This window comes from Mesorhizobium sp. M1E.F.Ca.ET.041.01.1.1, assembly GCF_003997355.1.
GTDB lineage: Bacteria > Pseudomonadota > Alphaproteobacteria > Rhizobiales > Rhizobiaceae > Mesorhizobium.
Genome location: NZ_RZSL01000030.1, coordinates 1 through 23,320, shown reverse-complemented (window position 1 = coordinate 23,320; position 23,320 = coordinate 1). Strand labels below are relative to the sequence as shown.

At 60.9% G+C, this 23,320-nt stretch carries 20 protein-coding genes and 3 pseudogenes; 12 read left to right on the top strand and 11 right to left on the bottom strand.

Going from position 1 to position 23,320, the window contains the following annotated elements; translation table 11 throughout:
• The 4 genes from EOA38_RS05070 to EOA38_RS05060 all read right to left on the bottom strand — a co-directional run.
• Positions 1-550 (bottom strand): ATP-binding cassette domain-containing protein (locus EOA38_RS05070; protein ID WP_145965923.1); only part of this gene is annotated, 550 nt, incomplete at its 3' end.
• Between the two features lie 7 nt (positions 551-557).
• Entirely contained in the window at positions 558-1,436 is an 879-nt protein-coding gene (locus EOA38_RS05065) for an ABC transporter permease (protein WP_245468356.1), read from the bottom strand.
• Positions 1,433-1,600, bottom strand: coding sequence for a hypothetical protein (locus EOA38_RS38960; protein WP_189434489.1), 168 nt, complete (start codon positions 1,598-1,600; stop codon positions 1,433-1,435). Before EOA38_RS38960 ends, EOA38_RS05065 begins: the two co-directional genes overlap by 4 nt.
• Positions 1,601-2,202: 602 nt before the next feature.
• Positions 2,203-3,126: a class I SAM-dependent methyltransferase gene (locus EOA38_RS05060; protein ID WP_127220124.1), complete on the bottom strand. Its 924-nt coding sequence runs from the start codon at positions 3,124-3,126 to the stop codon at positions 2,203-2,205.
• A gap of 151 nt (positions 3,127-3,277) precedes the next feature.
• Here EOA38_RS05060 and EOA38_RS05055 point away from each other — a divergent pair, with 151 nt between their 5' ends.
• Positions 3,278-4,036 (top strand): TylF/MycF/NovP-related O-methyltransferase, encoded by a 759-nt coding sequence (locus EOA38_RS05055; protein WP_127220123.1) that lies wholly within the window; start codon positions 3,278-3,280, stop codon positions 4,034-4,036.
• The gene (locus tag EOA38_RS05050; RefSeq protein ID WP_127298639.1) at positions 4,009-6,729 is read left to right on the top strand and encodes a class I SAM-dependent methyltransferase; all 2,721 of its coding nucleotides are present in this window, start codon (positions 4,009-4,011) and stop codon (positions 6,727-6,729) included. The genes EOA38_RS05055 and EOA38_RS05050 overlap by 28 nt, the downstream gene beginning before the upstream one ends.
• A 188-nt stretch (positions 6,730-6,917) precedes the next feature.
• Here the strand turns inward: EOA38_RS05050 and EOA38_RS05045 are convergent, their stop codons facing one another.
• The gene (locus tag EOA38_RS05045; RefSeq protein WP_127220121.1) at positions 6,918-8,267 is read right to left on the bottom strand and encodes a glycosyltransferase family 4 protein; all 1,350 of its coding nucleotides are present in this window, start codon (positions 8,265-8,267) and stop codon (positions 6,918-6,920) included.
• Positions 8,268-8,385: 118 nt separating this feature from the next.
• Here EOA38_RS05045 and EOA38_RS05040 point away from each other — a divergent pair, with 118 nt between their 5' ends.
• The 4 genes from EOA38_RS05040 to EOA38_RS05025 all read left to right on the top strand — a co-directional run bounded on the left by EOA38_RS05040 (position 8,386) and on the right by EOA38_RS05025 (position 12,915).
• Positions 8,386-9,141, top strand: a complete 756-nt coding sequence (locus EOA38_RS05040) for a hypothetical protein (protein ID WP_245468353.1) — start codon at positions 8,386-8,388, stop codon at positions 9,139-9,141.
• A 192-nt stretch (positions 9,142-9,333) separates the two neighbouring features.
• Positions 9,334-11,355, top strand: coding sequence for a nucleoside-diphosphate sugar epimerase/dehydratase (locus tag EOA38_RS05035; RefSeq protein WP_189434487.1), 2,022 nt, complete (start codon positions 9,334-9,336; stop codon positions 11,353-11,355).
• Positions 11,356-11,463: 108 nt separating this feature from the next.
• Positions 11,464-12,375 carry a glycosyltransferase family 2 protein gene (locus EOA38_RS05030; protein WP_245468352.1) on the top strand — a complete coding sequence of 304 codons (912 nt, stop codon included), beginning with the start codon at positions 11,464-11,466 and terminating at the stop codon, positions 12,373-12,375.
• A gap of 45 nt (positions 12,376-12,420) precedes the next feature.
• Positions 12,421-12,915: a sugar transferase gene (locus EOA38_RS05025; RefSeq protein WP_127220134.1), complete on the top strand. Its 495-nt coding sequence runs from the start codon at positions 12,421-12,423 to the stop codon at positions 12,913-12,915.
• Here EOA38_RS05025 and EOA38_RS05020 read toward each other — a convergent pair.
• Together EOA38_RS05020 and EOA38_RS05015 are read right to left on the bottom strand one after the other, a co-directional pair.
• Positions 12,903-13,841, bottom strand: coding sequence for an NAD-dependent epimerase/dehydratase family protein (locus tag EOA38_RS05020; RefSeq protein WP_127220119.1), 939 nt, complete (start codon positions 13,839-13,841; stop codon positions 12,903-12,905). The genes EOA38_RS05025 and EOA38_RS05020 overlap by 13 nt on opposite strands.
• Positions 13,838-15,130, bottom strand: coding sequence for an O-antigen ligase family protein (locus tag EOA38_RS05015; protein WP_127220118.1), 1,293 nt, complete (start codon positions 15,128-15,130; stop codon positions 13,838-13,840). The genes EOA38_RS05020 and EOA38_RS05015 overlap by 4 nt, the downstream gene beginning before the upstream one ends.
• Positions 15,131-15,580: 450 nt before the next feature.
• Between EOA38_RS05015 and cysD the strand changes: the two genes are divergently transcribed.
• The 6 genes and pseudogenes from cysD to EOA38_RS40205 all read left to right on the top strand — a co-directional run.
• Complete coding sequence (cysD, locus tag EOA38_RS05010) at positions 15,581-16,486, top strand: sulfate adenylyltransferase subunit CysD (protein WP_127298638.1); 906 nt, start codon at positions 15,581-15,583, stop codon at positions 16,484-16,486.
• Positions 16,487-16,488: 2 nt separating this feature from the next.
• Positions 16,489-18,426: a sulfate adenylyltransferase subunit CysN gene (cysN, locus tag EOA38_RS05005; RefSeq protein WP_145965922.1), complete on the top strand. Its 1,938-nt coding sequence runs from the start codon at positions 16,489-16,491 to the stop codon at positions 18,424-18,426.
• Positions 18,427-18,436: 10 nt separating this feature from the next.
• Positions 18,437-19,225, top strand: coding sequence for a 3'(2'),5'-bisphosphate nucleotidase CysQ (gene cysQ, locus EOA38_RS05000; protein ID WP_189434491.1), 789 nt, complete (start codon positions 18,437-18,439; stop codon positions 19,223-19,225).
• Positions 19,226-19,317: 92 nt separating this feature from the next.
• Positions 19,318-19,545, top strand: a complete 228-nt coding sequence (locus EOA38_RS04995) for a CopG family transcriptional regulator (protein ID WP_127220115.1) — start codon at positions 19,318-19,320, stop codon at positions 19,543-19,545.
• Positions 19,542-19,931, top strand: a pseudogene (locus EOA38_RS04990) (VapC toxin family PIN domain ribonuclease). The gene EOA38_RS04995 and the pseudogene EOA38_RS04990 overlap by 4 nt, the downstream one beginning before the upstream one ends.
• A 107-nt stretch (positions 19,932-20,038) precedes the next feature.
• Positions 20,039-20,280 (top strand): annotated as a pseudogene (locus EOA38_RS40205) (ABC transporter permease subunit); the annotation flags it as partial.
• A 67-nt stretch (positions 20,281-20,347) separates the two neighbouring features.
• On the opposite strand, the gene EOA38_RS04980 reads toward EOA38_RS40205, so the two are convergent.
• The 4 genes and pseudogenes from EOA38_RS04980 to EOA38_RS40200 all read right to left on the bottom strand — a co-directional run.
• Positions 20,348-21,490 (bottom strand): DegT/DnrJ/EryC1/StrS aminotransferase family protein, encoded by a 1,143-nt coding sequence (locus tag EOA38_RS04980; RefSeq protein WP_127220114.1) that lies wholly within the window; start codon positions 21,488-21,490, stop codon positions 20,348-20,350.
• A 306-nt stretch (positions 21,491-21,796) separates the two neighbouring features.
• Positions 21,797-22,720: a carbohydrate kinase gene (locus tag EOA38_RS04975; RefSeq protein WP_127220113.1), complete on the bottom strand. Its 924-nt coding sequence runs from the start codon at positions 22,718-22,720 to the stop codon at positions 21,797-21,799.
• A complete protein-coding gene (locus tag EOA38_RS04970) occupies positions 22,717-23,163 on the bottom strand; it encodes an RbsD/FucU domain-containing protein (protein ID WP_127298636.1) in 447 nt (148 codons plus the stop codon). The genes EOA38_RS04975 and EOA38_RS04970 overlap by 4 nt, the downstream gene beginning before the upstream one ends.
• Before the next feature lie 2 nt (positions 23,164-23,165).
• Positions 23,166-23,320, bottom strand: a pseudogene (locus EOA38_RS40200) (sugar kinase); the annotation flags it as partial.

Here is a 23,320-nt window from a genome sequence, read left to right as displayed (position 1 = left end):
CATCGCCCGCGCCGATCCATTCATCCATCAGCAGGATTTCCGGGTCGAGCGCCGTCGCCACGGAAAACGCGAGCCGAGCAGCCATCCCTTGGCTGTATGCCTTGAACGGCAGGTCGATGAAGTCACCGAGTTCGCTGAAGGCAATGATATCCTCCATTTTTTCTTCGATCTCGGCTTCGGTCCACCCGTTGATCAACCCACGCAGGACAATGTTCCTGCGGCCCGTCGCCTCGCGGCGAAATCCTATGTTGATGTTGAAAAGGGCATCGACCTTGCCCTCGATGGCCAAGGTTCCACCTGATGGCTCATAGATGCCGTAGAGCACCTTCAGCAGGGTTGTCTTGCCGGCTCCGTTCGGGCCAACAAGCCCCAGCCGGTCGCCTGCCTTCAGTTCGAAACTGATGCCGTCGAGCGCCTGCACAAATTGCTTTCTGCCCGAACCCTCGATCTTGCCACCTGTTTCGCCCAAGCGGCGGTCCGGAGCGGAAAGGGTCAGCTTTTCGTGCAGTTTGTAGGCCAGGCTGATGTTGTTCAGTTTGATAGAAACCATCGAAAACTCAGATTATGAAGACGACTTGCCGGCGATATCGACCAAGCAGCAACAACGCAACAGCCCACACGGCAACCGACACGATTCCAGTTACCGCGAAAGGATACGCCGGGAAGGTGCTACTGAGAATCGGGGCGCGGACAATCTCCAGGAAATACGTGAAGGGATTCCAGTGGTAGGCGTATCTTTGTACGCCATCCTGGCCGGCATATACCCAGAAGACAGGCGTAAAGAACATGCCGACGCGCATCAGATTGCCAACAATGAACTGACTGTCCGGAAAGAATGCGCCGACAAACGCGAAAACGGTGATGGTTGCGGGCGTGACCAGCAAGATCAACAACAGGCCCATCAGCGACCACAGCCAAGCAACAGTGAGCGGTGAGCCGCTAAGCAGAAGTATGGCTATGCAGCCTGCAATCGCGTAACCAGCCCGAATCGCCGATTGGACGGTAAGCCGCATTACATAAACAAACAACGGAAGTGTTGTGCCTTCGATGAAGCTCTCCTCGCGCTGAAAAAGCGCTACGCTCGTGGTTATGACTTCCATGAGGTAGAACCAGACCATGAGGCCGATAGCAACATAGGCAGAGTAGCCCGCGGCATCCTTGCCGGCGGGCTGGAACACGAAAACGAATGTGCCTACGAACGCGACATAGTTGACCAGGAGCCAAAGCGGGCCGAGCGTCGTGCGTCTGTGCTGGTCGCCGATGTCCTCGTGGGCAAGTGCGATCCACACCCGGTGCAACCTCATAGCCTTGCTGATGTCGTCGACGGCGCCGTTAAATACTGCAATCATCGCTGATGGTGTCGCATCTTTTGTTTCTGGGCTTGATGGCTTTCCGATGGCTGTGATGGAGCCGCCAAAGACCTCTTCCATAATCATTGCGACACCCATATGGCAACGCGCTGCGTCGTAGTGAAGCTGCCAGCGATTCGCAAAGCGAACATCGGGATACGCAGTACGATCTCCCGTTCCTTGACCAACCAGGCGGCGAGGTTCGCCGCCGATCCAAAGTACATCACGATGTCGGGTCTGCGGTCAGTCATCCGACGCGACTCGCAGACCGCGGCGGCAGGGCGACGAGCTCGACGGGCTGGTTGATGAACACATGCTTAGGCCCACACCGTTGGCGAAGGGCAGGCGCTGGTCAGCGCGCCGCGCGTGCCTGTCAGGCATCTGCAATCCCGTTTGACCTGCCGGACGGCAGGGGAAAAGTGCGGCACGGTCCGTCCAATGTCGAGGCTGAGGACTGGCAGACCTGGCGGTTTCCCAGCTATGACGAAGGGCCCAGGGCCTACACCGAGATCGTTCGCGAATAGGGCTAAGGGTTGTGTACAATGATGGATAACAGGCGCGATGCTGTTCGCCTCATGCGACCGGCGTTTCCTGGCTGCCGTTCCAGAAGAGTGCAGGGCCCGACGGCATCCACACCAGCGGCGGCGGTTATACCTGACATGTCGAACGCACGGGGGCTGAGGAGTAGGGGCGGAAAGGCTGCTTGTGACCTGTGCTGACTTTTCCGGCTTGGCGATCCATCGTCCACAGTGGGCTGGATCGGAGCGGCGCGTGCAGCGTTTCAATAAATTTCGTCCATGCCACCCCCGGCAAGTTGCTTCATCGTCGACTCCAACAGCGCTCATCGCGCACTTTAACTTGCGAAGCGACGTTTGATGCGATCGACCACCGCTCGTATTGGGGCGGATGCGCGCCAAGTCGTGCTGGACGTCATGGCGGCCACGCGGGCTTCCGCGTCCAGGCTTGTCTTTCGCATGCCCTCAATCTCTTCGATCAGCTTTGAGTTGTCAGAATGCAGGCGCTCTATTTCGGCATGGATTTTTGGAGAATGCACCTTGGTTATGTGAGACCATAGCTGCCGCTGCGATCGATCCAGGTAAGACTCCCGGTCCAATGCGTAAGGTTGAAGCTGATCCCGGACTGCAGACGCAAGCCTGCCGAGACCCATGACGGCCACGGTGTCTGGAAGGAACACTGTCTCGTGCATGATGCCGAGATGATCGAGAAAGCGTTCTGCATTAACAACCGCGTCTGCGATCAGGTTGGCGTCGTGGAAGGAAACAATGCAGTCCGGTTTCATAAGTGGCAAAACACCGACAAAGTCCGAAAAACAGGCCCTGTTCGTGTGCTCGCCGTCGATCAGCGCAAGTGTGGCCTTGGAGTCGACCGCGTCGGGCCGCACATCTGAGACGTCGCTGTCAATTGTGGTAAGTTTGGTCATTGCCGCCGGGGGAAGCCGATCCGACAGCACGGCGATCATTCGGGCAGCTGAGTTTTCGGGATAATGAAAAACCTGTGAGCGTTCGTCAGGCTGCGCCATGGGCCGCGGATCAACCGATATCGCTGCCTCGCAGGCCGGATCAATCAGGTGCGGGAAAAGGCTTCCGCCGATATGCGAGCCGACCTCAAGGTACACATAGTGGCCGAACACCGATCGAGCGAAGTTCTGCACCCGCAGGAAACTCGTGCGATCACTGAGAGTGCTCTCGGTCTTGACTTGGAAAACGGCAATGTCGAGCATCTCGATCATGGCCATCGCTTGATCGGCGATAGACATTGGGGTGGCTCCCTTGAGCAACGGGTTGCGGCTCACTGCACGGCGCTGTAGGTCAGGCCGTCGCAAAATGATTGTAGTTTCGTTGCACTTCGGCTGGATATCCGCAACAGCATATTTCGATTCGAAATCGTGACGTCTTGAAAGGTCGCTTGTGAACCGGCTCTATACGGATCTCCTGATCAAGATCATTGCCAATACAATCTACGGTTCTGGCTCGCAGGTGATTGATCCGGCGAAAGTCGGGGAGGTGACGCCCTTCAATCGCGAGGATCGCCTCCTGGGCCTCGATTGGCCGGCGATTGCTCATTCTATGGCGGGTGTGAAACGTTTGACGAATGTGCGTGACCTCGTCCAGCGAGCCATTGATGAGAACGTGCCTGGGGATTTCATTGAGACTGGGGTTTGGCGCGGTGGCTGCTGCATCCTCATGAGGGGAGTACTGGCCGCCAATGAAGTCAAGGACAGGAAGGTTTATGTCGCCGACTCATTCGAAGGTTTGCCGCCGCCGGACGCCGAGAATTTTCCAGCCGACCAGGGAGACAGGCTGCACGAATATCGTCAGTTGGCGATTGATCAGGCTCAGGTTGAATCCAACTTTGCTGCCTATGACCTTTTGGATGATCAGGTGGTCTTCGTCAAAGGCTTGTTCGGGGACACCTTACCTGACTTGAAAGCCGGTCCATTCGCCCTTATCCGGCTGGACGGCGATATGTTTGAGTCGACGATGGACAGCCTTGAAGCGCTTTATCCAAGGCTGTCGCCCGGCGGCTTTGCGATCATCGACGACCTTGCGCACCTGCCATGCCGAAAGGCGGTTGAGGACTATCGCGCGCGCAACCGCATCCAAGCAGAGATACACGAGATAGACTGGACAGGCGGTTGGTGGCAAAAGCCGATTGCCGACAGCTGAGTCATGTAATCGCGATGAAACCGAATCACGTGTCCATCGTTGTTGTCGCTTACAACATCACCCGAGAACTGCCCCGAACCCTGCTTTCGCTTGCATTGCCCTATCAGCAAGGCGTGACGACGGACGACTACGAGATCATTGTCGTCGACAACGGATCATCACCAGCCGTTCGCGAGAGTCTGGTCGCGGAATATGGGCCGAATTTTCACCTGCTGCGCATCGATGACGCATCACCCTCGCCTGTGGCTGCCGTCAACCGCGGGATACAGGAGGCCAGAGGCGACAAGATCGGCGTGATGATCGACGGCGCGCGGATCGTGACGCCCGGTTTGGTGCATTTCGCGCGCATCGGCCTGGACATGGCACCGACGGCAGTCGTGGCCGCGCCTGGCTGGTATCTTGGAAGCGATATCCAAGCCAATGCGCCTGCCAATGGTTATACAAAGGCCATCGAGGATTCGCTTTTGCAATCGATCCAATGGCCGGAAGATGGGTATCGGTTGTTCGAGATCGGGACGATGGATGAGTCGTCAGTCGATCCGTGGTTCTCACCTATACACGAAGCGAATGTCCTCTTCATGAGCCGGGAGGTTTGGCAGGCGATCGACGGCATGGATGAGCGCTTCAGCTGCCCGGGGGGCGGCCTCGTCAACCTCGACACGCTCGAACGTGCGATGAAGCTGTCGCAAGCACAGCTCATCCTCACTCTGGGAGAGGCTACATTTCACCAACTGCATGGCGGGGTGTCCACTAACGCAAGCGTCGAGCAGCAGCGCAAGAACTGGATCGTCTGGAAGGCTGAAAGGGATGCATTGAGGGGGGCAGGCGAGTTTACCTTTCACACCCCCTCCGCATTCGTGGGTTCGCTGCCTTCATCGCTTCTGCCGCACGTTGCCCGGGCGACAATTGCAAACCCATTCAGGGTCGCTCCAGCCACCGCCGCGGGCTTTAGGGCGCAATTGAAGCCGCCAGAAGAACGCGTGCCGGCGAACCAGACAGCAGCGACGCTGGTCGAGTTGGCCAAGGGTCAGTTTCAGTCGGGGCACTACCAGACGGCGGCAGACATCCTTCGCATGGCAAGCACGCATGCACCCGCCGAGCTTGCTGCGTCGCGACTTCTTTCTTCTGCCGGCATTCTTGCCCGACACAATCCAGTTCGAAACGCCGCCTATTTTACTGGGATCGGTGATGCGTACTTTGCCATCGGCGACAACGAAAGGGCTGAAGTCCAATACCGCAAAGCATTGGACCTCAACCCGGATACTGTGGGGGCCCATGTGGGCCTGGCCAGCACACGGATGTCCAGGCCTTTCTATTACGACTGGCTGGAGCGTCTTTACTCGGAGCTAGAACCCGCTGTCGTGGTGGAGATAGGCGTCTGTGACGGCGTATCGCTCTCCAAGATCAAGCCTCCGACTCTTGCAATCGGGATCGATCCCAATCCACGCGCCACGGTGGCACTCAGTGCAGAAACGCACATTTTTCCTGAGACGAGTGACGCCTTTTTTGATCGCGGCGGAGCGGATGCATTGCTAGCCGGCCGCCCGGTGGGTGTAGGGTTCATTGACGGTCTTCACACTTTCGACCAGGCATTGCGCGATTTTGCGAACCTCGAACACTACTGCGGCCCTGGCTCGGTTTTGCTCGTGCACGACACCGTTCCCCTTGACGACACGACGCAAAAGGTTCCGCCGACAACGCAATTCCACACCGGCGATGTCTGGAAAATGGTTCCGGCACTCAAGGCGCTTCGCCCTGATCTCGACGTATTTACCATTGCAACGCCCTGGACCGGGCTCACCGTCGTATCCGGCTTTGGCAAACGTAGATACGATCCTTCGTGGATTGTCCAAGCGGGAGAACGCTTTGCAAACATGGAGTTTGCCGAGATCGAGGCAAATCTTGGGGAAGCGCTTTGCCTGGTTGCAAACGAATGCGAGCCGGTGTTTGCGCGGCTCAGGACCAACCTCGTCGGTAAAGGGAGCAGGCAGCCACAATCAGAGCAGCTGGCGGTGGCAAAGTCCGAAGCCAAGGAGGCTACGATGGGCGGGTTCTTGCATCAGTACTTTTTGAACAACAGCGGCAAAGAGATCTACAAATGGCTGCACTATTTCGACGTTTACGAACGTCACTTTGAAAGGTTCAGAAATCGAAGGCCGGTCGTCGTTGAAGTCGGCGTCTACAAGGGTGGATCGCTCGAGATGTGGCGAGCCTATTTCGGCGAGGGCGCGCGAATTGTTGGAATCGATATCGATCCTGCATGCAAGGCGTACGAGTCCGAGGGGGTGGAGGTCTTCGTTGGAAGCCAGGATGACCCTCAACTCCTTGATCGGATCGTCGAGAAGTATGGTCCCATCGACATCGTCATCGATGACGGCAGTCACATGATGGATCATGTCATCGCGACATTTGAGCATCTCTACCATCATGTGCAGCCGAACGGGGTTTACTTCGTAGAGGACACTCATACGAGCTATTGGGACGACTATGGCGGCGGGCTCCGCAAGCCGGGGTCGTTCATGGAATTTGCCAAGGGAAAGCTCGACGAAATCAACGCTCATCACGCGCGCGGCGCGTTGCCGGCGAACGCCTTCACCCATGCAACAGACTCAATCTGTGTCTATGACAGTATTGTCGTCTTTGAAAAACGGCCGCAGGGCAAACGTCAGTCCCTCATGACAGGACAGGGGTAGATCGAGTTCCGGCCATGCTGGTGTTCCCTTGGTTCTCACATCGCCAAGCCAATTATCGGTTCTGGCTTCGGGTTTTCGAGAGTCACTTCCCGAGAGCGCGAGGTTAGGACTTCTCATACCACCACCGAAGCCGCCCGTTCTCTGCCGATCGCCCACATGAAGCCCGACCAGCTCGCGCCCGACTAAGTTCAACCTCTCCTACGAGCCCAAAGAAGGATTTTTCGGATGAACAAAGGGATCATGCGGTTGTAAAGTCGTTTTATCTCGGTCACAAAAGTTGCAAGGACTGAAACTTCTTCGTCAATTGCGCGCAGCAGGGTTTGGCTGCTTTCAGCGGCGGCAGCGCGCGAATTGGATTCGCCGAGCATGATCTGGCGACTCTTGGCAATTTCAAGTTTGATCGAGCCGACCTGCTCGCCCAGTTTCGTCAAAGAGGCGGCATTGCCATCCAGAATTTCGGTATTTGATTGCAACATCATCAGAAGCGCAGTTGGCTCTGGCGAGTCTGGCCATCCATGCAGCTCCTTTACGATGTGAAACCATCTCCGGCGCGGATGCGAGACACCAATCTCTTCAATCCAGGAGGCTGTCGCGAGGAATCGCGCGTCAGCGTTCGGTGCCTCGTCGGTTTGCATGGCCTGACTATAGATTCGAAGATGTTCCTCTATGAAATGCGCATCTCCCGCCACCCTTCGAAAATACGCAGAAACCGCTGCGGCATCGCCTGCGTCAAATCTGGAGATCGCATCCATCAGATTCTCGACTGTCGTGGGCTTGGCCAAAACACCGACGCCAAGATTCATTAGGCGCCACGCCTCCATGTTTGCGGTGTTGAGCAATCCCGCAAAGCCGCGTGCGTCGCAGACGACAACTGCACATCCCACTGCCGCCGCCTCGATTGCCATGCGGGCGGTCGCAAACACGATATCATAGCCAAGCAAATCCTGTTCGAGCTGATGCGAAAATCGGCCTGTGGCAGGCCCCAGTTCATCTAGTTCGATGCTATTTTTAGCGCAGGCTTCACGAACCGTCGCTTGGTGATCGAAGTTCTTCGTCAACAACAGCCCTCTCGCGGGCCGTGCGGGCAGTTGCGGGCGTTGTTTGAAGCGATTGAGATCAACCGCATTGTAGATGAGGCTTAGTTGATCAGCCGGTATCCCCCTCGAAAGGCACTTAAGCCTACACGCTTCGTCTACGGCTATCCAATGGCGTATTTGAGGATGAAGCATCGGTGCCTCGACCTCAAAGAAGGCACTCTGGCATGAAAATACGGCAGGCACATCAGGAAATCTGGCAAGTGCGGTCAGGCAGGGTGTCAGGTGTTGGGCATGGATTACATCGGGCTTTTCGACGATTTCGGCAATCCGATCTACAACATGATGTCCCCGTTGGCGCATTCTAAATGCCATATCGCCAAGAGTCGGAGCCAGCAGCATGGTCTGATGCCCGCCACTGCGAAGCCCGTCAGCAAGCAATTCAACAACTGCTTCTGACCCGCTATTGCGGGATAGGGACAGATTGGTGATAAGAACCCGCAACGGCGTTCCTTGCTTGTTTCGCAATGCCTGCAAACGAGCGACAGGCGGCAAGAGGGTAGCGTCTTAGTTTGAAGCCGTTTGCCAAACAAGCTGTGCAAATCTCGGAGGGAGCCATTGATTGTCTGACAAGCTAGAAAATGTTCTGGTTCTCGCGCATCCGGGACATGAGCTCAGGGTTCACCATTGGCTGGAGTGCGCACAACCCAGAGTCTACCTTCTGACAGACGGTTCGGGTGGTCGCCAAAGGGCGCGTACGCAGTACTCGCGTCACCTTGTGAAAGCTGCAGGCGCGACGCTGGGCGCAGTATTCGGCGATATTCCCGATGCCGTCTGGTACGAAGCTCTGCTGGCTGGAGAAACCGACTTCTTTGTTGATGTGCTGAGGAAAATCATCACGGATTTGGCAGGCGCGAAAAACGTTCAAATCGTGTCGGACGCAGTCGATGGCTACAACCCGATACATGACCTAGCCTATGCCTATGGACAGGCTCTCGCCGCACCGCTGAAAACGACAGCGAAAGTGGCAAAGCACCTTTGCTCCGCAGCGGTTCCAAACGTGGCGGGACCTATTGAACTGGAAATTCAACTCGACCACGCTGCCCGAGCGAGAAAAATGGCCGCCGTCGAGAGCTATTCCCCGCTCGCCGATGAGGCCCATCGGATACTCGAACGGGACCCGCAATGTTTCGACAGGGAATGTCTCATTTCCCAGCATTTTGATTGGGAGGGCTCATGGGCACCAGAATGGGAACTGATTGGCAAAGAGCGGGTCGCCGCCGGCATTTACCGCAGATGCATTACGTATAAGGACAATGTACAGCCCATTGCCAAGCGCCTGAAGCTTGAAGGTACTCGCATCTTGCACGCGGGATGATCTAGCCGGAAGTAGCCTTAACCACACGCACATCCAAAAAACCTCTGGCGGTACCCCCAACTCCGCGCTATGCGATACAGGGCGGCGGGGCGGAGGATTTGGCACATTAAGACAGGTGGTCGGTGCGGATGACAGTCAACCTGGCGCCACTTTAGTGCATAAGTTTTTGCGCCTGGAGTTCAGTACTACCCAATGACCGCATACGTAGAAGCCGTATCGGACCTCCGACCGAAGATGCGGCGCGCCATCATCATGGTCCAGGACCTCGTAATGGTCCTGGTCGCCGTAGCGCTCAGCCTTGTCCTGTCGCAGTCGCGGCTTTCGTTCGACGCGTTCTCCTATGGCGGGCTGGCCTGCTGGGCGGTCATCGTGCTCATCGCCCATCTGCTGTTTCGGTACTGCGGCCTCTACAACACCGTCTGGCGCTTCGCCTCCACACCCGATTTCTTCAACATCCTGAAGGGTTGCGGCAGTCTGACGGTGGTCCTCTATTTGGCCGCGGTCGCCTTCCGCTCCTTCTTTCAGCCCGTCTCCGGTCTCAACGAACGCCAGTTCATCGTCTTTTTCCTGGTCTCCTTCACCATCATTTCGGCGCCTAGGCTTTACTATCGGTTCCTGCGCGACGGCGCGAGCTGGCGCATCCTGCGCCGCGCTCCCGGCGACGCGCCGATCAAGCAGGCGCTGTTCATCGGCCGACTGAGCGAGGCCGACGTGATCGTCCGCTTCACCCGCACCGCCGTGCCGGCCGAGTATGCCATCGCAGGCATCATGGCGACCGAGGCCGACGCGCCGCTCGGCACGCAGATCCAGGGCGTTCCCGTGGTGGCGGTGCGCCCGCGTCTGGTCGAGGTGCTGGAGGACTATGTCAGGGGCACGGAAAGCCTCGACCTCCTGATTTTCGGCAACGGCGCCGAGCGCGAGATCGAGGACTATGCCGAACTGGTGCGAGTCGCCCGCCATAGCGGCATCGCCGTCGTCCAGTTCTCCGGTCTGTCGGAGCTGGGGCAGGGCGGCAAGCTGGTTCTCGATGCCGTCGAGATGGAAACCATCATGCGCCGTTCGGCCGTGGCCACCGACACCAAGCGCATCGGCGCCTTCGTCGGCGGCAAGCGCGTGCTGGTCACGGGCGGCGCCGGCTCCATCGGCCGCATCCTGGTCAAGCGCGCGCTGGAGCTCGGCGCCGAGGCGGTACTGGTGGCCGACAATTCCGAGTTCGGCATTTTCCAGCTCGATCAACTGATCGGCGAAAAGGACCGCGACCGGCTGACAAGCCGCATCGTCGACGTCACCGACCGGCCTCACATGATGCGCCTCGTCAGCGAGTTCAAACCCTCGATCGTCTTCCATGCGGCGGCGCTGAAACACGTGCCGCTGCTGGAGGAGAACTGGGAAGCGGCGATCGAGACGAATATTTTCGGCACGCTCGCCTGCGCCGAGGTCGCCGCCAAATGCGGGGTGCCGCAGTTCCTGCTGATTTCCAGCGACAAGGCCGTCGACCCGACTTCGGTGCTCGGCGTCACCAAGCGGACGGCCGAACAGATCGTCTCCTCGCTACATGAAACTCATGCCGAGCCGCCCGATCGACATATAGGCGCGGTGAACGGCCATCACTCAGGCGTCCCGGGCACCAAATTCATCGCCGTGCGTTTCGGCAATGTCTTTGGCTCCAATGGCTCGGTGGCGACCATCTTCCAGGCGCAGATCGCGGCCGGCGGCCCGGTCACCATCACCGATCGGCGCATGACCCGCTATTTCATGACGGTGGCCGAGGCTGTCGATCTCGTCATCATGTCGGCCGCCGATGCCGGGCAACGCCATGGCAGGGAGGACTACGCCATCTATATGCTCGACATGGGCAAGCCCGTGCCGATCCTCGAAGTCGCCGAAACCATGATCCGCATGGCCGGCAAAAACCCTTACACCGACATTCCCATCCGCTTTACCGGCATCAGGCCCGGCGAGAAGCTGCACGAGACCCTGCACGGCGAGAACGAAGAGGTGGTCAAGCTCGATACCGCCAAGATCTTTGGCCTCAGGACCGACGTTGTGGAATGGCCGAGGATCGAGGCCACGCTGGCGGCACTGCGAGCCGCGATGCGGGATCGGGACAAGGCGGCCGCGCTTGCCATCCTGGCGGGGCTGTACCGGGCGGAGGAAAGCACCGGCGGCATGCCCGAGCAGGCAGTGTCGGAAATAGCCGGACAGATCGGTTAGACCTGTGCTTTGTGCCTGCGATTGGCTATTGAAGCCTGCCCGAACGCACAGCAATTGAACGGTCCACGATTGAATGGTTCTGAAGCCGTGACCAGACAGGATCAGCGCGTGGCCGTTCTCATGGGCACGAAGGATGGCGCGGCATTCATCGGCGAGCAATTGCAATCCCTGCTCGCGCAATCCTGGCCTCTCATCGATCTCTGGGTTTCCGACGACGGCTCGACGGATGCCACGACCACGATCGTCGAGGCGTGGCTGGCGCGCTGGAACAAGGGCCGGCTGACGCTGGTCGACGGCCCGCAAAAAGGCTTCGCCGCCAATTTCCGCTCGATGATCGTCGATCCGCGCATCGATGCCGACTACTATGCCTTTTGCGATCAGGACGATGTCTGGGAGCCGGACCGGCTGGAGAGCGCCATCCGCTGGATGGAGGCGGAGGACGCAAAAACGCCGCTCCTGTTCTGCTCGCGCACGGCGACCATATCGGAGACCGGCGTCCCGGCCGGCTATTCGCCGCTGTTTAAGCGCCCGCCCTCGTTCCGCAACGCGCTGGTGCAAAGCATCGCCGGGGGCAACACCATGCTGTTCAACCGAGCGGCGCGCGACCTTCTGGCGAAGGCCTCCGCGAGGACCGATTTCGTCAGCCACGACTGGTGGGCCTATCTCATCGTCACCGCCGCAGGCGGCAAGGTGCGCTACGAGCCGCGGCCGCTGGTCAGGTACCGGCAGCACGGGGCAAACCTCGTCGGCGCCAATGTCTCGTGGAGGGCGAGGTTTTCGAGGCTCGGGCGTCTGTTCCAGGGTCAGTTCGCGACCTGGACCGACAGCAATCTCACGGGGCTCGCCGTCAACCGCGACCTCATCACGCGCGATGCGGCGCTTTGCCTTCGCCTGTTCATCAGGGCGCGCAAGGGCAGTGCTCTCAGGCGCTTCAGCCTGCTCGGCAAAAGCGGCGTCTACCGGCAGACCCTCATGGGCACGCTCGGGCTCTACCTCGCCTTTCTTTGGCGCAGGATCTGAGCCGTGACGGCAAAGCAGGCTTTCGACCTGATTATCGCGGCCGCAATGCTGGCGGTGACGTCGCCTATCGTGCTGGTCGCCATATTGGCTATCCGGGCCACATCGCCTGGCCCCGCCATCTTTTCGCAGCGCCGCGTCGGGCAGCAGGGCGCTCTCTTTGCCTGCCATAAGCTGCGCACGATGCATCGGGATACGCCTTCCTTGCCCACTCATGAGGCGCCGGCCGGTTCGGTCACCGCGGTCGGTAAAGTGCTGCGCCGGACCAAGATCGACGAGCTGCCGCAGCTCTGGAACGTGCTGAAAGGCGAGATGAGCCTTGTCGGCCCCCGTCCATGCCTGCCGACGCAGGCGGAGCTGATCGGATACCGGCAGCGGTTGGGCGTGTTGGCGGCGCTTCCGGGCATTACCGGGCTGGCGCAGATCAAGGGCATCGACATGTCCGACCCAAAACTCTGCGCCGAGACCGACGCCGCCTATCTGAAGGCGGCTTCGATCGGCCTAGATCTGCGCATATTGGTGGGCACGTTCTACCGTGCTTGAGAGGTCCGACGCGCCAGGTCGCGAAGCCGGTCGACGGTATCGGTTTCCGGCGTCCAGCCTTCCGATGCCAGCAGCGACGGATCGCAGATCTGCGTCGCGGTCAGGGCTCGCCAAGAAGCCTGCTTGCCAAGCAGCATCGCCGCCAGCCTGAGCGGCAGGGCCGGCACGGGAAGAAGGCGCGGCGGACGGTTGAAGCCCTGCCGGAACGCGGAGATGATTTCGGACATCGCAACAGGGGAAGCGTTGCCCGCGACATAGGCCGAGCGAAGCGGTCCCGGATGGCTCAGAAGGTGCAGCACTGCGTCCGCGGCCGTCTCGGACGAGATCAGCGAACGCAAACCTGCCAGAGCGCCGGCCGGCAGCGGCAGGGCGGTGTCGGCAAGCCGCATCAGCGCCGCCATATTCCCCTTCATGCCCTCGCCATAGACAGGCGACAGGCGCAGCGCCGTGGCGTCCGTGCGTCCTACCGATGCGTAAGCGTTGAGCATCATGATCTCGCCTTCCCGTTTGGAACGGCCATAGGCGCATTGCGGGGCAGGGGGCGTCGCCTCATTGATCGTACCGCTGAAGGCGGGACCGGCCACGGCGCGGATCGAGGAAAGGTAGATGAAGCGCCCGCTCGCACATGCGGCTGCCGCCTTGGCCAGCCGCCCGGGCAGCGTCGCATTGGCGGCCCGGTAGCCGGCTTCGCCGGCGTCGCGGTCGTTGTTGAGCGCCGCGCAGTGGACGACGTGGGTCACATCGCGCATCAGTGCCAGGAAGGCGTCGTCCGGCGCATCGGCGCCGGGCAGCAGAACGGCATCGTCTGCGGCCGGCAGCCTTTCCGGCCGGCGCGAAGCGACCCGTACATCAAATCCGGCCTCTTGCAGCCAGCCGACGACCCGCTGCCCGATGAAGCCAGTCGCGCCGGTGACCAGAACCTTCATGATCGCTGGCCGGCGGCCGATCGGGCGGCAGTCGCGCTCTTGCCGGTCGGCGGTACCGTTCGTCCACAAGCCAGGTAGGTCCCCGAAACCAGGAACACCATCAGCGTCGCGTCAAGGATGTCGTGGCCGACCAGAATGCCGGTCAGTCCGCCAAGGAGATAGGTGATGACCGTGACGATGATCATCGTTGCGCCGAATCGTTGCGTCGGGTCGGCGCTGCGGCGCAGCGTCCCTGCCGCATTCCAGGCGGCAACGACGAAGATAGCGGCCAGCGCGAGAGCCCCCAACAAACCGGCCTGCACCACTGCGGTCAGAAAGCCGTTGTGATAATGATTGTAACCTGCGTCCATGCCGAATTGATCATGAAAACCCTGTTTCATCAGCACCCGGCTGCCGCTAATGCCATGCCCGAAAATCGGAGCATCGTGAAACGCCTTCGCGCCGATCTCCCACATACCCACCCGCAGTCCGAGCGCCGTCGTATGGTCGTTCCTGGTATTCAGCGCATTCAGGTCGCTGAAAAGGAAGTCAGCGCGATCCATGATAACGGGGAAGCCGATGGCCGCGACCACCAGGCAGGCCGCGCCCGCGATCAGCGCCAGACGCGTCAGATTGGCGCTGGTGACCCTGCGGCGATTGATCAAAAGAATGACGATAGCGGCGAGCGGCATGGCCAGCCAGACGATACGCGAGCCCGAGTAGAGGATGGCAGCCGTTCCGGCGAGCGCGGCGACGGCCAAGAGCTTCCAGCCCTTTTCGATCCCCGAAAGAGTGCCCGCAAGGCATATCATCACGGCAAGGCAGGTCACTGTCGCGAACACGATCGCATTTCCGGCGCCGCCTTCGGCCCTGGTGCCGATCCAGTAATACTGGATGATGGCGAGCAGCAGCGCACCGAAACATGCCGCGGCGCTCGCCAGCACCACGATACGGACAAGCACGGTCTTATCCGTGATGCTCCAGGTCGAATAGGAGATCGGAAAAAAGAGGAAGGTGATCAGCGGCAGGAATAGCCGCAGATCCGCCGCCAGCAAGCCGTTGACGATTGAAGCCAGCACGATGGCCGCGCAATAGGCATAGATTGCGACCGTCATGGCAAGCATCGGCCGGTCAATGTTGAACTGCCGACGCCTGAGAGCGAGCAGGAATAGGGACCAGAGCGCGCCGCCATTGAAGACGAAGCTCACCAGCGATCCCAGGACGGGCGGCGAGAAGAAGCAGACGATCGAGAAGTAGATATTGATCTGTGTCGGCGTGAGGTGGCGCCGGAGCGATGTAAACGGGTTCAATGCCTTCGCAATCTTCCGGTTGTACGCGAACCGGTGGTGGCGGGCGAACATCTGCCCTCAACCCGGTTCTGTCGCGTCTCGCCCCGTTTCCCGCGTCGGTATAGCGGCTGGCTCCGCTCTCTGATAGGGCGACCGAAGCATGTCCAGTTAAAAATCGCCGGTACGGGTGAAAGACCTTGGAGGTCCGGCCTGCCTGATCAAGGCAATAGCTTTTTCATCGCCCTTTAACTGATAGGTCTGTTTGGCAGGATTTTCCGCTTTATAGGGATCGCTTGGAAAATTCATTCGCGAACCATGCCGCTCCGCGCGCGTCTTGCATTGTTATGCGCGACGCCGATCTGCTAGAACGCCCGCGAGAAGTGTCCAGGGCTTGACGGGCTGTTTGAGGGAAACCGCGCCAATCGCCTGCTGCAAGGTTCTGGCCCGCACGAAAGAACGCTCGAAAGGTCCATGAACATCGCGCTCACCCATCTGCAGCGGCTCGAAGCTGAATCCATCCACATCTTCCGTGAGGTCGCGGCCTCTTTCTCGAAGCCGGTGATGCTCTATTCGGTCGGCAAGGATTCCTCGGTGCTGATGCATCTGGCGATGAAGGCATTCTATCCCGCCAAACCGCCTTTCCCGTTCCTGCATGTCGATACGACCTGGAAGTTCCGCGAGATGATCGCCTTTCGCGATCAGATGGCGCAGAAGCTCGGCTTCGACCTGCTCGTCCACGTCAATCAAGACGGCGTGCGCGACAACATCAATCCCTTCGACCACGGCTCCAACACCCACACCCATGTGATGAAGACGGTGGCGCTGCGCCAGGCGCTCGACAAATACGGTTTCGACGCGGCCTTCGGCGGCGCCCGCCGAGACGAGGAGAAGTCGCGCGCCAAGGAGCGCATCTTCTCCTTCCGTAACGCCCAGCACGCCTGGGATCCGAAAAACCAGCGGCCGGAAATGTGGAAGATCTTCAACACCCGCATCGCGCCGGGCGAGTCGATCCGCGTCTTTCCGCTGTCGAACTGGACCGAGCTCGACATCTGGCAGTACATTTTGCAGGAAAACATCCCGATCGTGCCGCTTTACTTTGCCAAGGAGCGGCCGGTCGTCGAACGCGACGGCATGCTCATCCTGAAGGACGACGATCGCATGCAGTTGCGTCCCGGCGAGACGGCCGAGAACCGTCTCGTGCGCTTCCGCACGCTGGGTTGCTATCCGCTGACAGGGGCCATCGAATCGGATGCGGATACGCTGGAAGCCATCGTCGGCGAGATGCTGACCGCCCGCACGTCCGAGCGCCAGGGCCGCCTCATCGATCGCGACGAGGCCGGCTCCATGGAAAAGAAGAAGCGCGAGGGGTATTTCTGAGCATGCGCCACATCATGGCCAAGAGCCTCGCCCCAACCGACTCGATCCGCGACTACATGGCCGCGCAGGAAAAGAAGTCATTGTTGCGCTTCCTCACCTGCGGCTCGGTCGACGACGGCAAGTCGACGTTGATCGGCCGGCTGCTCTCCGACACCAAGCAGATATTCGAGGACCAGCTCGCGGCCCTCGAGCGCGATTCGCGCAAGCACGGCACCACCGGCGACGACGTCGACTTCGCGCTGCTCGTCGATGGGCTGGAGGCGGAACGCGAGCAGGGCATCACCATCGATGTCGCCTATCGCTTCTTCGCCACGCCGAAGCGCAAGTTCATCGTCGCCGACACGCCCGGCCACGAGCAGTACACGCGCAACATGGCGACCGGCGCCTCGACCGCCGATCTCGCCATCGTGCTCATCGATGCCCGCCAGGGCGTGCTGCGCCAGACCAGGCGCCATTCCATCATCGCCTCGCTGCTCGGCATCCGGCACATCGTGCTTGCCGTCAACAAGATCGACCTCGTCGGCTTCGACAAGGCCGTGTTCGACCAGATCGTCGAGGACTATAGCGAGTTTGCGCAGAACCTGGGCTTCACCAGCATCGTGCCGATCCCGATGTCGGCGCGTTTTGGCGACAACGTCACCAGTGGCTCGGAGCGCACGCCCTGGTACTGCGGGCCGTCGCTGATCGAGCATCTGGAAACCGTGTCGGTCGACGAGGCCGTCGTCGAGCTGCCGTTCCGGTTCCCGGTCCAGTATGTGAACCGTCCCAACCTCGATTTCCGCGGCTTTGCCGGCACCATCGCTTCTGGCACGGTTTCGCAAGGTGATGAGGTGGTCGTCGCCAAGTCGGGCAGGGCCTCTCGCGTCAAGCGCATCGTCGCGCATGGCGGCGATCTCGAGCGGGCGGTTGCCGGCCAGGCCATCACGCTCGTCCTCGAGGACGAGGTCGAGGTGTCGCGCGGCAACATGCTGGTGTCGCCGGCAGCTAGACCGCAGGTTGCCGACCAGTTCACCGCCAACATCGTCTGGTTCGACGAACAGGCGCTGCTGCCTGGACGCTCCTATATTTTGCGTACTGAAACCGACCAGGTGAGCGCGACCGTCACCGATCTGAAGTACCGGGTCAACGTCAACGATTTTGCGCATGAGGCTGCGAAATCGCTCGAGATCAACGGGGTCGGTGTCTGCAACATCTCGACGCGCGCGCCGATCGCCTTCGATCCCTTCGCCGAGAACCGCACGACCGGCGCTTTCATCCTGATCGACCGCATCACAAACGCCACCGTCGGCGCCGGCATGATCCTGCATTCGCTGCGTCGCGCCGAAAACATCCACTGGCAGTCGCTCGATGTCGGCAAGCGCGGCCGCAGCGACCTGAAGAACCAGCGCCCGGCGGTGTTCTGGTTCACCGGCCTGTCCGGCTCGGGCAAGTCGACCATCGCCAACCTGTTCGAGAAGAAGCTGTTCGCATCCGGCCGCCACACTTATATCCTCGACGGCGACAATGTCCGCCACGGCCTCAACCGCGACCTCGGCTTCACCGACGCGGATCGCGTGGAGAACATCCGCCGTGTCGCCGAGGTGGCCAAGCTGATGGCCGATGCCGGGCTGATCGTCATCGTCTCCTTCATCTCGCCCTTCAGCGCGGAGCGGCGCATGGCGCGCGAATTGATGGCCGAGGGCGAGTTCGTCGAGGTGTTCGTCGACACGCCGTTCGAGGAATGCGCCCGGCGCGATCCGAAGGGTCTTTACGCGCGAGCGCTGAGCGGCGAGATCAAGAATTTCACCGGCGTCGATTCTCCTTACGAGGCGCCCGACAACCCCGAAATCCATCTCGAGACTCTGGGCAGGACGCCTGAGGAGATGGCTGAAGCCCTGGAACACTGGCTGACTGAGCGCGACATTGCCCAAGAGCAGTATGACAATGGCGGCGGTATCTGACGACGAGGCTATGCTCGGCGTGTTCGAGCGCCTGGCGCTGGACGCCGGGCGCGAAGTGATGCGCGTTTTCCACGAAGGCTGCGCGGTTGACAGCAAGGTGGACAACTCGCCAGTGACGGAAGCCGATCGCGAAAGCGAGAAGATCATCCTGGCCGGCCTGCGCGCCGCTTACCCGGAGATCCCTTGCGTGGCCGAGGAGGAGGTTGCGGCTGGCGTCGCCACGCCCGACCTCGATGGCGCCTTCTTCCTGGTCGATCCGCTCGACGGCACCAAGGAATTCGTCAATCGCCGCACCGATTTCACCGTCAACATCGCGCTGGTGCGCCATGGCGTGCCGGAAGTCGGCGTCGTCTTCGCGCCCTGCACGGGACGGTTTTTCTCGGGCCGGCCTGGCAAGGCGGAGACGCTGGAGATCGACGGTGATTTCCACATCGTCGGCCGCCAGCCGATTTCCGTGCGCGAAGGGCGTGCCCCGCTCGCCGTCGTCGCCAGCCGCTCGCACAACACGCCGGAGACGGATGCCTTCATCCGCGATCTTGGCGCCGCCGAGATCGTCTCGGTTGGTTCGTCGCTGAAATTCTGCCTCGTCGCCGCCGCCGAAGCCGATGTCTACCCGCGCTTCGGCCGCACCATGGAATGGGACACGGCGGCGGGCGATGCGGTGCTGCGCGCCGCCGGCGGCATGACGCGCACACTGGACGGCCAGCCGCTCGTCTATGGCAAGCGCAACCAGGCGAGCGACACCGATTTCGCCAATCCGCATTTCATTGCCAGCGGCAAAGTCGCCACGCCAAGCTGATCATGATAGCGACTGCGAAGTCGTACCGCTTGGGTCTCCGTCGTCGCCTGCTCTGTATGATGCGGTCATTGATGCGTACTGAGGAGGGCGATATGAGAACCACACTGGCGATCGATGACGACGTCCTGATCGCGGCCAAGGCGATGGCCCGGCAGCAGGATCGCAGCGTCGGCGAGATCATCACCGATCTCGCCCGGCGCTCGCTGCGCCGCCCGCAAGCCGGCGGCGAGCGCAACGGGATTCCTCTGCTGTCGCCTCGGCCGGATGCACCTCCTGTCACGCTTGAGACGGTCAATGCCTTGCGTGAGGAGCTGCCATGACCTTGCTGCTCGATGTCAATTTGCTGATCGCGCTGATCGATCCTGGCCATGTTGCCCATGACGACGCGCATGGCTGGTTCGAAGTGACCGGTAACGCGGCATGGGCTACCTGATCCAATCACCGAAAACGGCGTCCTCCGCTTGCGCAAATCGTTACCAAGTTGCGAGCCCTGCATGGGCACAGTTTCTGGCCCGACGATGTGAGTCTGGTTGGCTCCGACGATATCGATGCGGCGAAAATCCAGACCTCAGCACAGGTCACCGATACCTATCTTCTTGCGCTCGCCAAGCGTGCGGCGGCCAACTTTACGAGCTTTGACCGCAAGTTGTCGGCGGCGGCCGTGAAGGGCGGGAAGTCTGCACTGCACCTGATTCCCACAAGGTAGACCGCCGAGCCCTTTCTGTCAGTATTACACCTCGGCAAAGGATCAGCCATTGAGCGCGTCCTTGATAGCTTTTGCAGGTGTGAACGCAGCGACCTGCGCCCGACCAAGACGGCATCCCCAAAGAGCTCGATGAAGCCGCCTTTGTCGACGGCGCCAGTCCATAGAACGTGATTACCGGTCTTGCCGCCCTGTCGCCCCGGCCTCGCGGTCACGTTGATCCTGACCTGGGTTTTTGCCTGGAATGAATACCTCCTCGCGGCCACGCTGACGAACGTCAATGCGCCTACCCCGAGAACCGGCCCTGTCGGAATACGTCACAACAACCGGGACAGTCTGGGGCATCATCGCGCTGGGACCGCGATCGGCCTACTGCTGGAGGGATACCGCCGAGATCGTGATCTCGCCCATGAGGCTCCTTAGGCCGCCGCGACGTGCGCCGAGTTCGAGCCGATATAGTTGCGGATCGTCTCGATGATGCGGTCCAGGTCGGCTTCGCTGAGATAGGCGTGCATCGGCAGGCAGAGGATCTGTTTCGGCAGCTTTTCCGAGACGACGAGGCCGGTCGGTGTGCGCGGATAGTCGCGATAGGCGACCTGCTCGTGCAACGGCTTCACATAGTAGATGACCGACGGGATGCCCTTTTCGCCGAGATGGACCTTCAGCCCGTCGCGCTTCGGCGTCTCGATGGCGTATTGAGCCCAGGCCGAGCGGCCGTGGCCCAGATTGCGCGATGCTTTCACGATGTCGCCGAGACCTTTGGCGTAGCGGTCTGCGACCGCCTGCCTTGCCACCATCTCTTCCTCGAGGATGGCGAGCTTCTCGATCAGGATCGCCGCCTGCAGCGTGTCGAGGCGCGAATTGATGCCGACGCGAACGTTGTCGTACTGCGTCTCACCTTTGCCGTGAAAGGCGAAGGATCTGAGCTTGTCGGCCAGCGCGGCATCATTTGTGAACATCGCGCCGCCGTCGCCATAGCAGCCGAGGGGCTTGGCCGGATAAAAGCTGGTCGAGCCGACATGGCCGAAGGCGCCGCACATGGTGCCGTCGGCCGAGCCGCCCATCGACTGGGCGGCGTCCTCGATCACCAGCAGGTTCTCGCGCTTGGCTATCGCCATGATCGCTTCATAGTCGGCGGCAAGGCCGAACAGATCGACCGGGATGATCGCCTTCGGCTTCAGCCGGCCTTCCTTCTTGATCATGTCGATCGCAGCCTCGAGGCTGGCGATGTCGATGTTGTAGGTATCTGGGTTGACGTCGACAAAGACGGGTTCGGCCTTGGCGAGCGCCACCACTTCGGCCGTCGCGGCGAAGGTGAAGCTCGGCACGAACACCGCATCACCTGGACCGATGCCGGCGGCAAACAGCGGCAGCAGCAGCGCATCGGTACCGTTGGCGCAGGCCACGACATGCTTGACGCCGACATAAGCCGCGAGCTTGTTCTCGAATTCGGCGACCTGAGGCCCGAGGATATAGCGGCCATCCTCGACGACACGGTCGATCGCGGCCTTCAGCCGGTCGCGGATTCGTTCGCGCTGCGCGCCAAGATCGATGAACTGCATGTCGGCCTCGATGGCTTCAAACCTGTTGGATCCTACTCTACGCGTCGGGATGGACGCGCATCGCTCCAATCAATAAATCGGCCCGCTGGTACCAGACTTGGCGCGGCTGAAAAAGCCGGCCACGGCCGAGGCGAATTGCGCAAGTGTCGCAGCCTGTTACCGTCTTTTGTCGGCGCATTGCCCGAGGAAGCCGGAAAATCCGGGCTTCAAGCGGCATTTTCAGCGCCATTTATCTCGCTGTTCCGGCCTTTGGAAACATAAAGTGATCGCCGGGCAGGGGTCTCCGGCTGGGTCTGGGACAGGCAATCAGGCGATTTCGTGCCGCCAGGGCGGGTTGGCGCCGGCCCGCGACACGGTCACTGCGGCTGCCTTCGAGCCGAGTTCCAACGCTTTGCGGATCGCGTCCTCGGGCAGGCTGCCGATCGCCGCCTTGGTGAGCAGGCCCTGCTCATGCAGTGAGGCGAGGATGCCGGCATTGAAGGTGTCGCCTGCGCCAACCGTGTCGACCACCTTCACCTTCTGCGGCACGACCGTGACCTTGTGCTCCTTGCTGTAGCCGACCGCGCCTTCACTGCCATGGGTAACGACGATCAGGCTGGGGCCGCGATCCAGCCAGTTGCGCACGACGTCCTCATGCGAGCCCGCCTCGTCGAACCAGTTGAGGTCCTCGTCTGATAGTTTGACGATGTCGGCCATCGCCATCATCTCGCGGATGCGTCTGAGATGCTTGGCCTTGTCCGGGATGAAATTCGGCCGGATGTTGGGGTCGAGCATCATCACCCGACTCCGGTGCTCGCGCCGCATGAACTCCTCATAGGCCGATCCCGCGGGCTCCGAGATCAGGCTGATGGCGCCGAACAGCATCGCCTCGATCTCGGCGCCCAGCTTCGGCAGGTCCTCGACGGTAAGCATGCGCCCGGCGGTGTTCTCGTCGTAGAATGTGTAGGTCGCCTGGCCGTTGGTGAGCCGCACGAAGGCAAGCGTTGTCGGTCTCGCCGAGGTGTGCGCGTAGGTGGAACTCACCTTGCTTGCTCCGAGCGCCTCGCGGAACTGGCCGCCGAACAGGTCGGAAGAGAGGCCGGAAAAGAAGCCTGCCGGGGCGCCCAGGCGTCCGAGCGCGATCGCCGTGTTGAACACGGCGCCGCCGACATAAGGCGCGAAGGCCGCTTCGCCTTCCGTCGTGGTGCGCGGCAGCATGTCGATCAGGGCTTCGCCACAGCAGAGGATCATTGCGTTTTTGTCTCCGGCGGATGGATCACGCCCTTGCGGATGATGATGTTGGCGTAGAGCCTGGGTTCGCTGGTCGCGACGATGGCGTGCGCGGCCTTGACGCGTGCATAGAAGTCGGCGCCGGCCAGCGCAATCACCTTGCGGCCCGGCGAGCGTTTCGCGCAGACCGCTTCCATCTCGTGATGCACCGGATCGGCGAGCGCCGGATCGCCCCTGACCGAGGCGCGGAACAGCGCCTCCGGCACTGTTTCGTCCACCGGCAGCAGGCTGAGGATCGCATCGATCACCGGAATGATGTGATGGCCGTCGGCGCGTATCAGCCTGCGCGCCTGTTCCTCGGCGGGATAGTTGCCGTCGACGATAGCGATCTCGTCGCCATGGCCCATAGCCCTGAGCGTCGCCAGAAGCTGCGGGCTAAGCAGCGGCGGGATGCCGATCAGCATGGTCAGGCGCTCCTGGAGATCGAGGTCGGCCCGATCAGGAAACGTTCGGAAAGTGGCAGGCTGGCGCCGCCCAGCGCCCGCGCATGGATGCCGACCGTTCCTTCGCATACGACCGGCAGCTTCAGCCCCTCGGCGTCGATGCCGGTGATCGCATCCG

Bases quoted from the DNA above. Each gene is read 5' to 3' on its own strand.
- EOA38_RS05020 (WP_127220119.1), bottom strand. From the start codon at position 13,841: ATGAAGGTTCTGGTCACCGGCGCGACTGGCTTCATCGGGCAGCGGGTC.
- EOA38_RS05035 (WP_189434487.1), top strand. From the start codon at position 9,334: ATGACCGCATACGTAGAAGCCGTATCGGACCTCCGACCGAAGATGCGG.
- EOA38_RS04975 (WP_127220113.1), bottom strand. From the start codon at position 22,720: ATGATCCTCTGCTGTGGCGAAGCCCTGATCGACATGCTGCCGCGCACC.
- EOA38_RS04995 (WP_127220115.1), top strand. From the start codon at position 19,318: ATGAGAACCACACTGGCGATCGATGACGACGTCCTGATCGCGGCCAAG.
- EOA38_RS04970 (WP_127298636.1), bottom strand. From the start codon at position 23,163: ATGCTGATCGGCATCCCGCCGCTGCTTAGCCCGCAGCTTCTGGCGACG.
- EOA38_RS05060 (WP_127220124.1), bottom strand. From the start codon at position 3,126: ATGTCTATCGCCGATCAAGCGATGGCCATGATCGAGATGCTCGACATT.
- cysD (WP_127298638.1), top strand. From the start codon at position 15,581: ATGAACATCGCGCTCACCCATCTGCAGCGGCTCGAAGCTGAATCCATC.
- EOA38_RS05025 (WP_127220134.1), top strand. From the start codon at position 12,421: ATGCTGGCGGTGACGTCGCCTATCGTGCTGGTCGCCATATTGGCTATC.
- EOA38_RS05065 (WP_245468356.1), bottom strand. From the start codon at position 1,436: ATGATTATGGAAGAGGTCTTTGGCGGCTCCATCACAGCCATCGGAAAG.
- EOA38_RS38960 (WP_189434489.1), bottom strand. From the start codon at position 1,600: ATGACTGACCGCAGACCCGACATCGTGATGTACTTTGGATCGGCGGCG.
- EOA38_RS04980 (WP_127220114.1), bottom strand. From the start codon at position 21,490: ATGCAGTTCATCGATCTTGGCGCGCAGCGCGAACGAATCCGCGACCGG.
- cysQ (WP_189434491.1), top strand. From the start codon at position 18,437: ATGCTCGGCGTGTTCGAGCGCCTGGCGCTGGACGCCGGGCGCGAAGTG.
- cysN (WP_145965922.1), top strand. From the start codon at position 16,489: ATGCGCCACATCATGGCCAAGAGCCTCGCCCCAACCGACTCGATCCGC.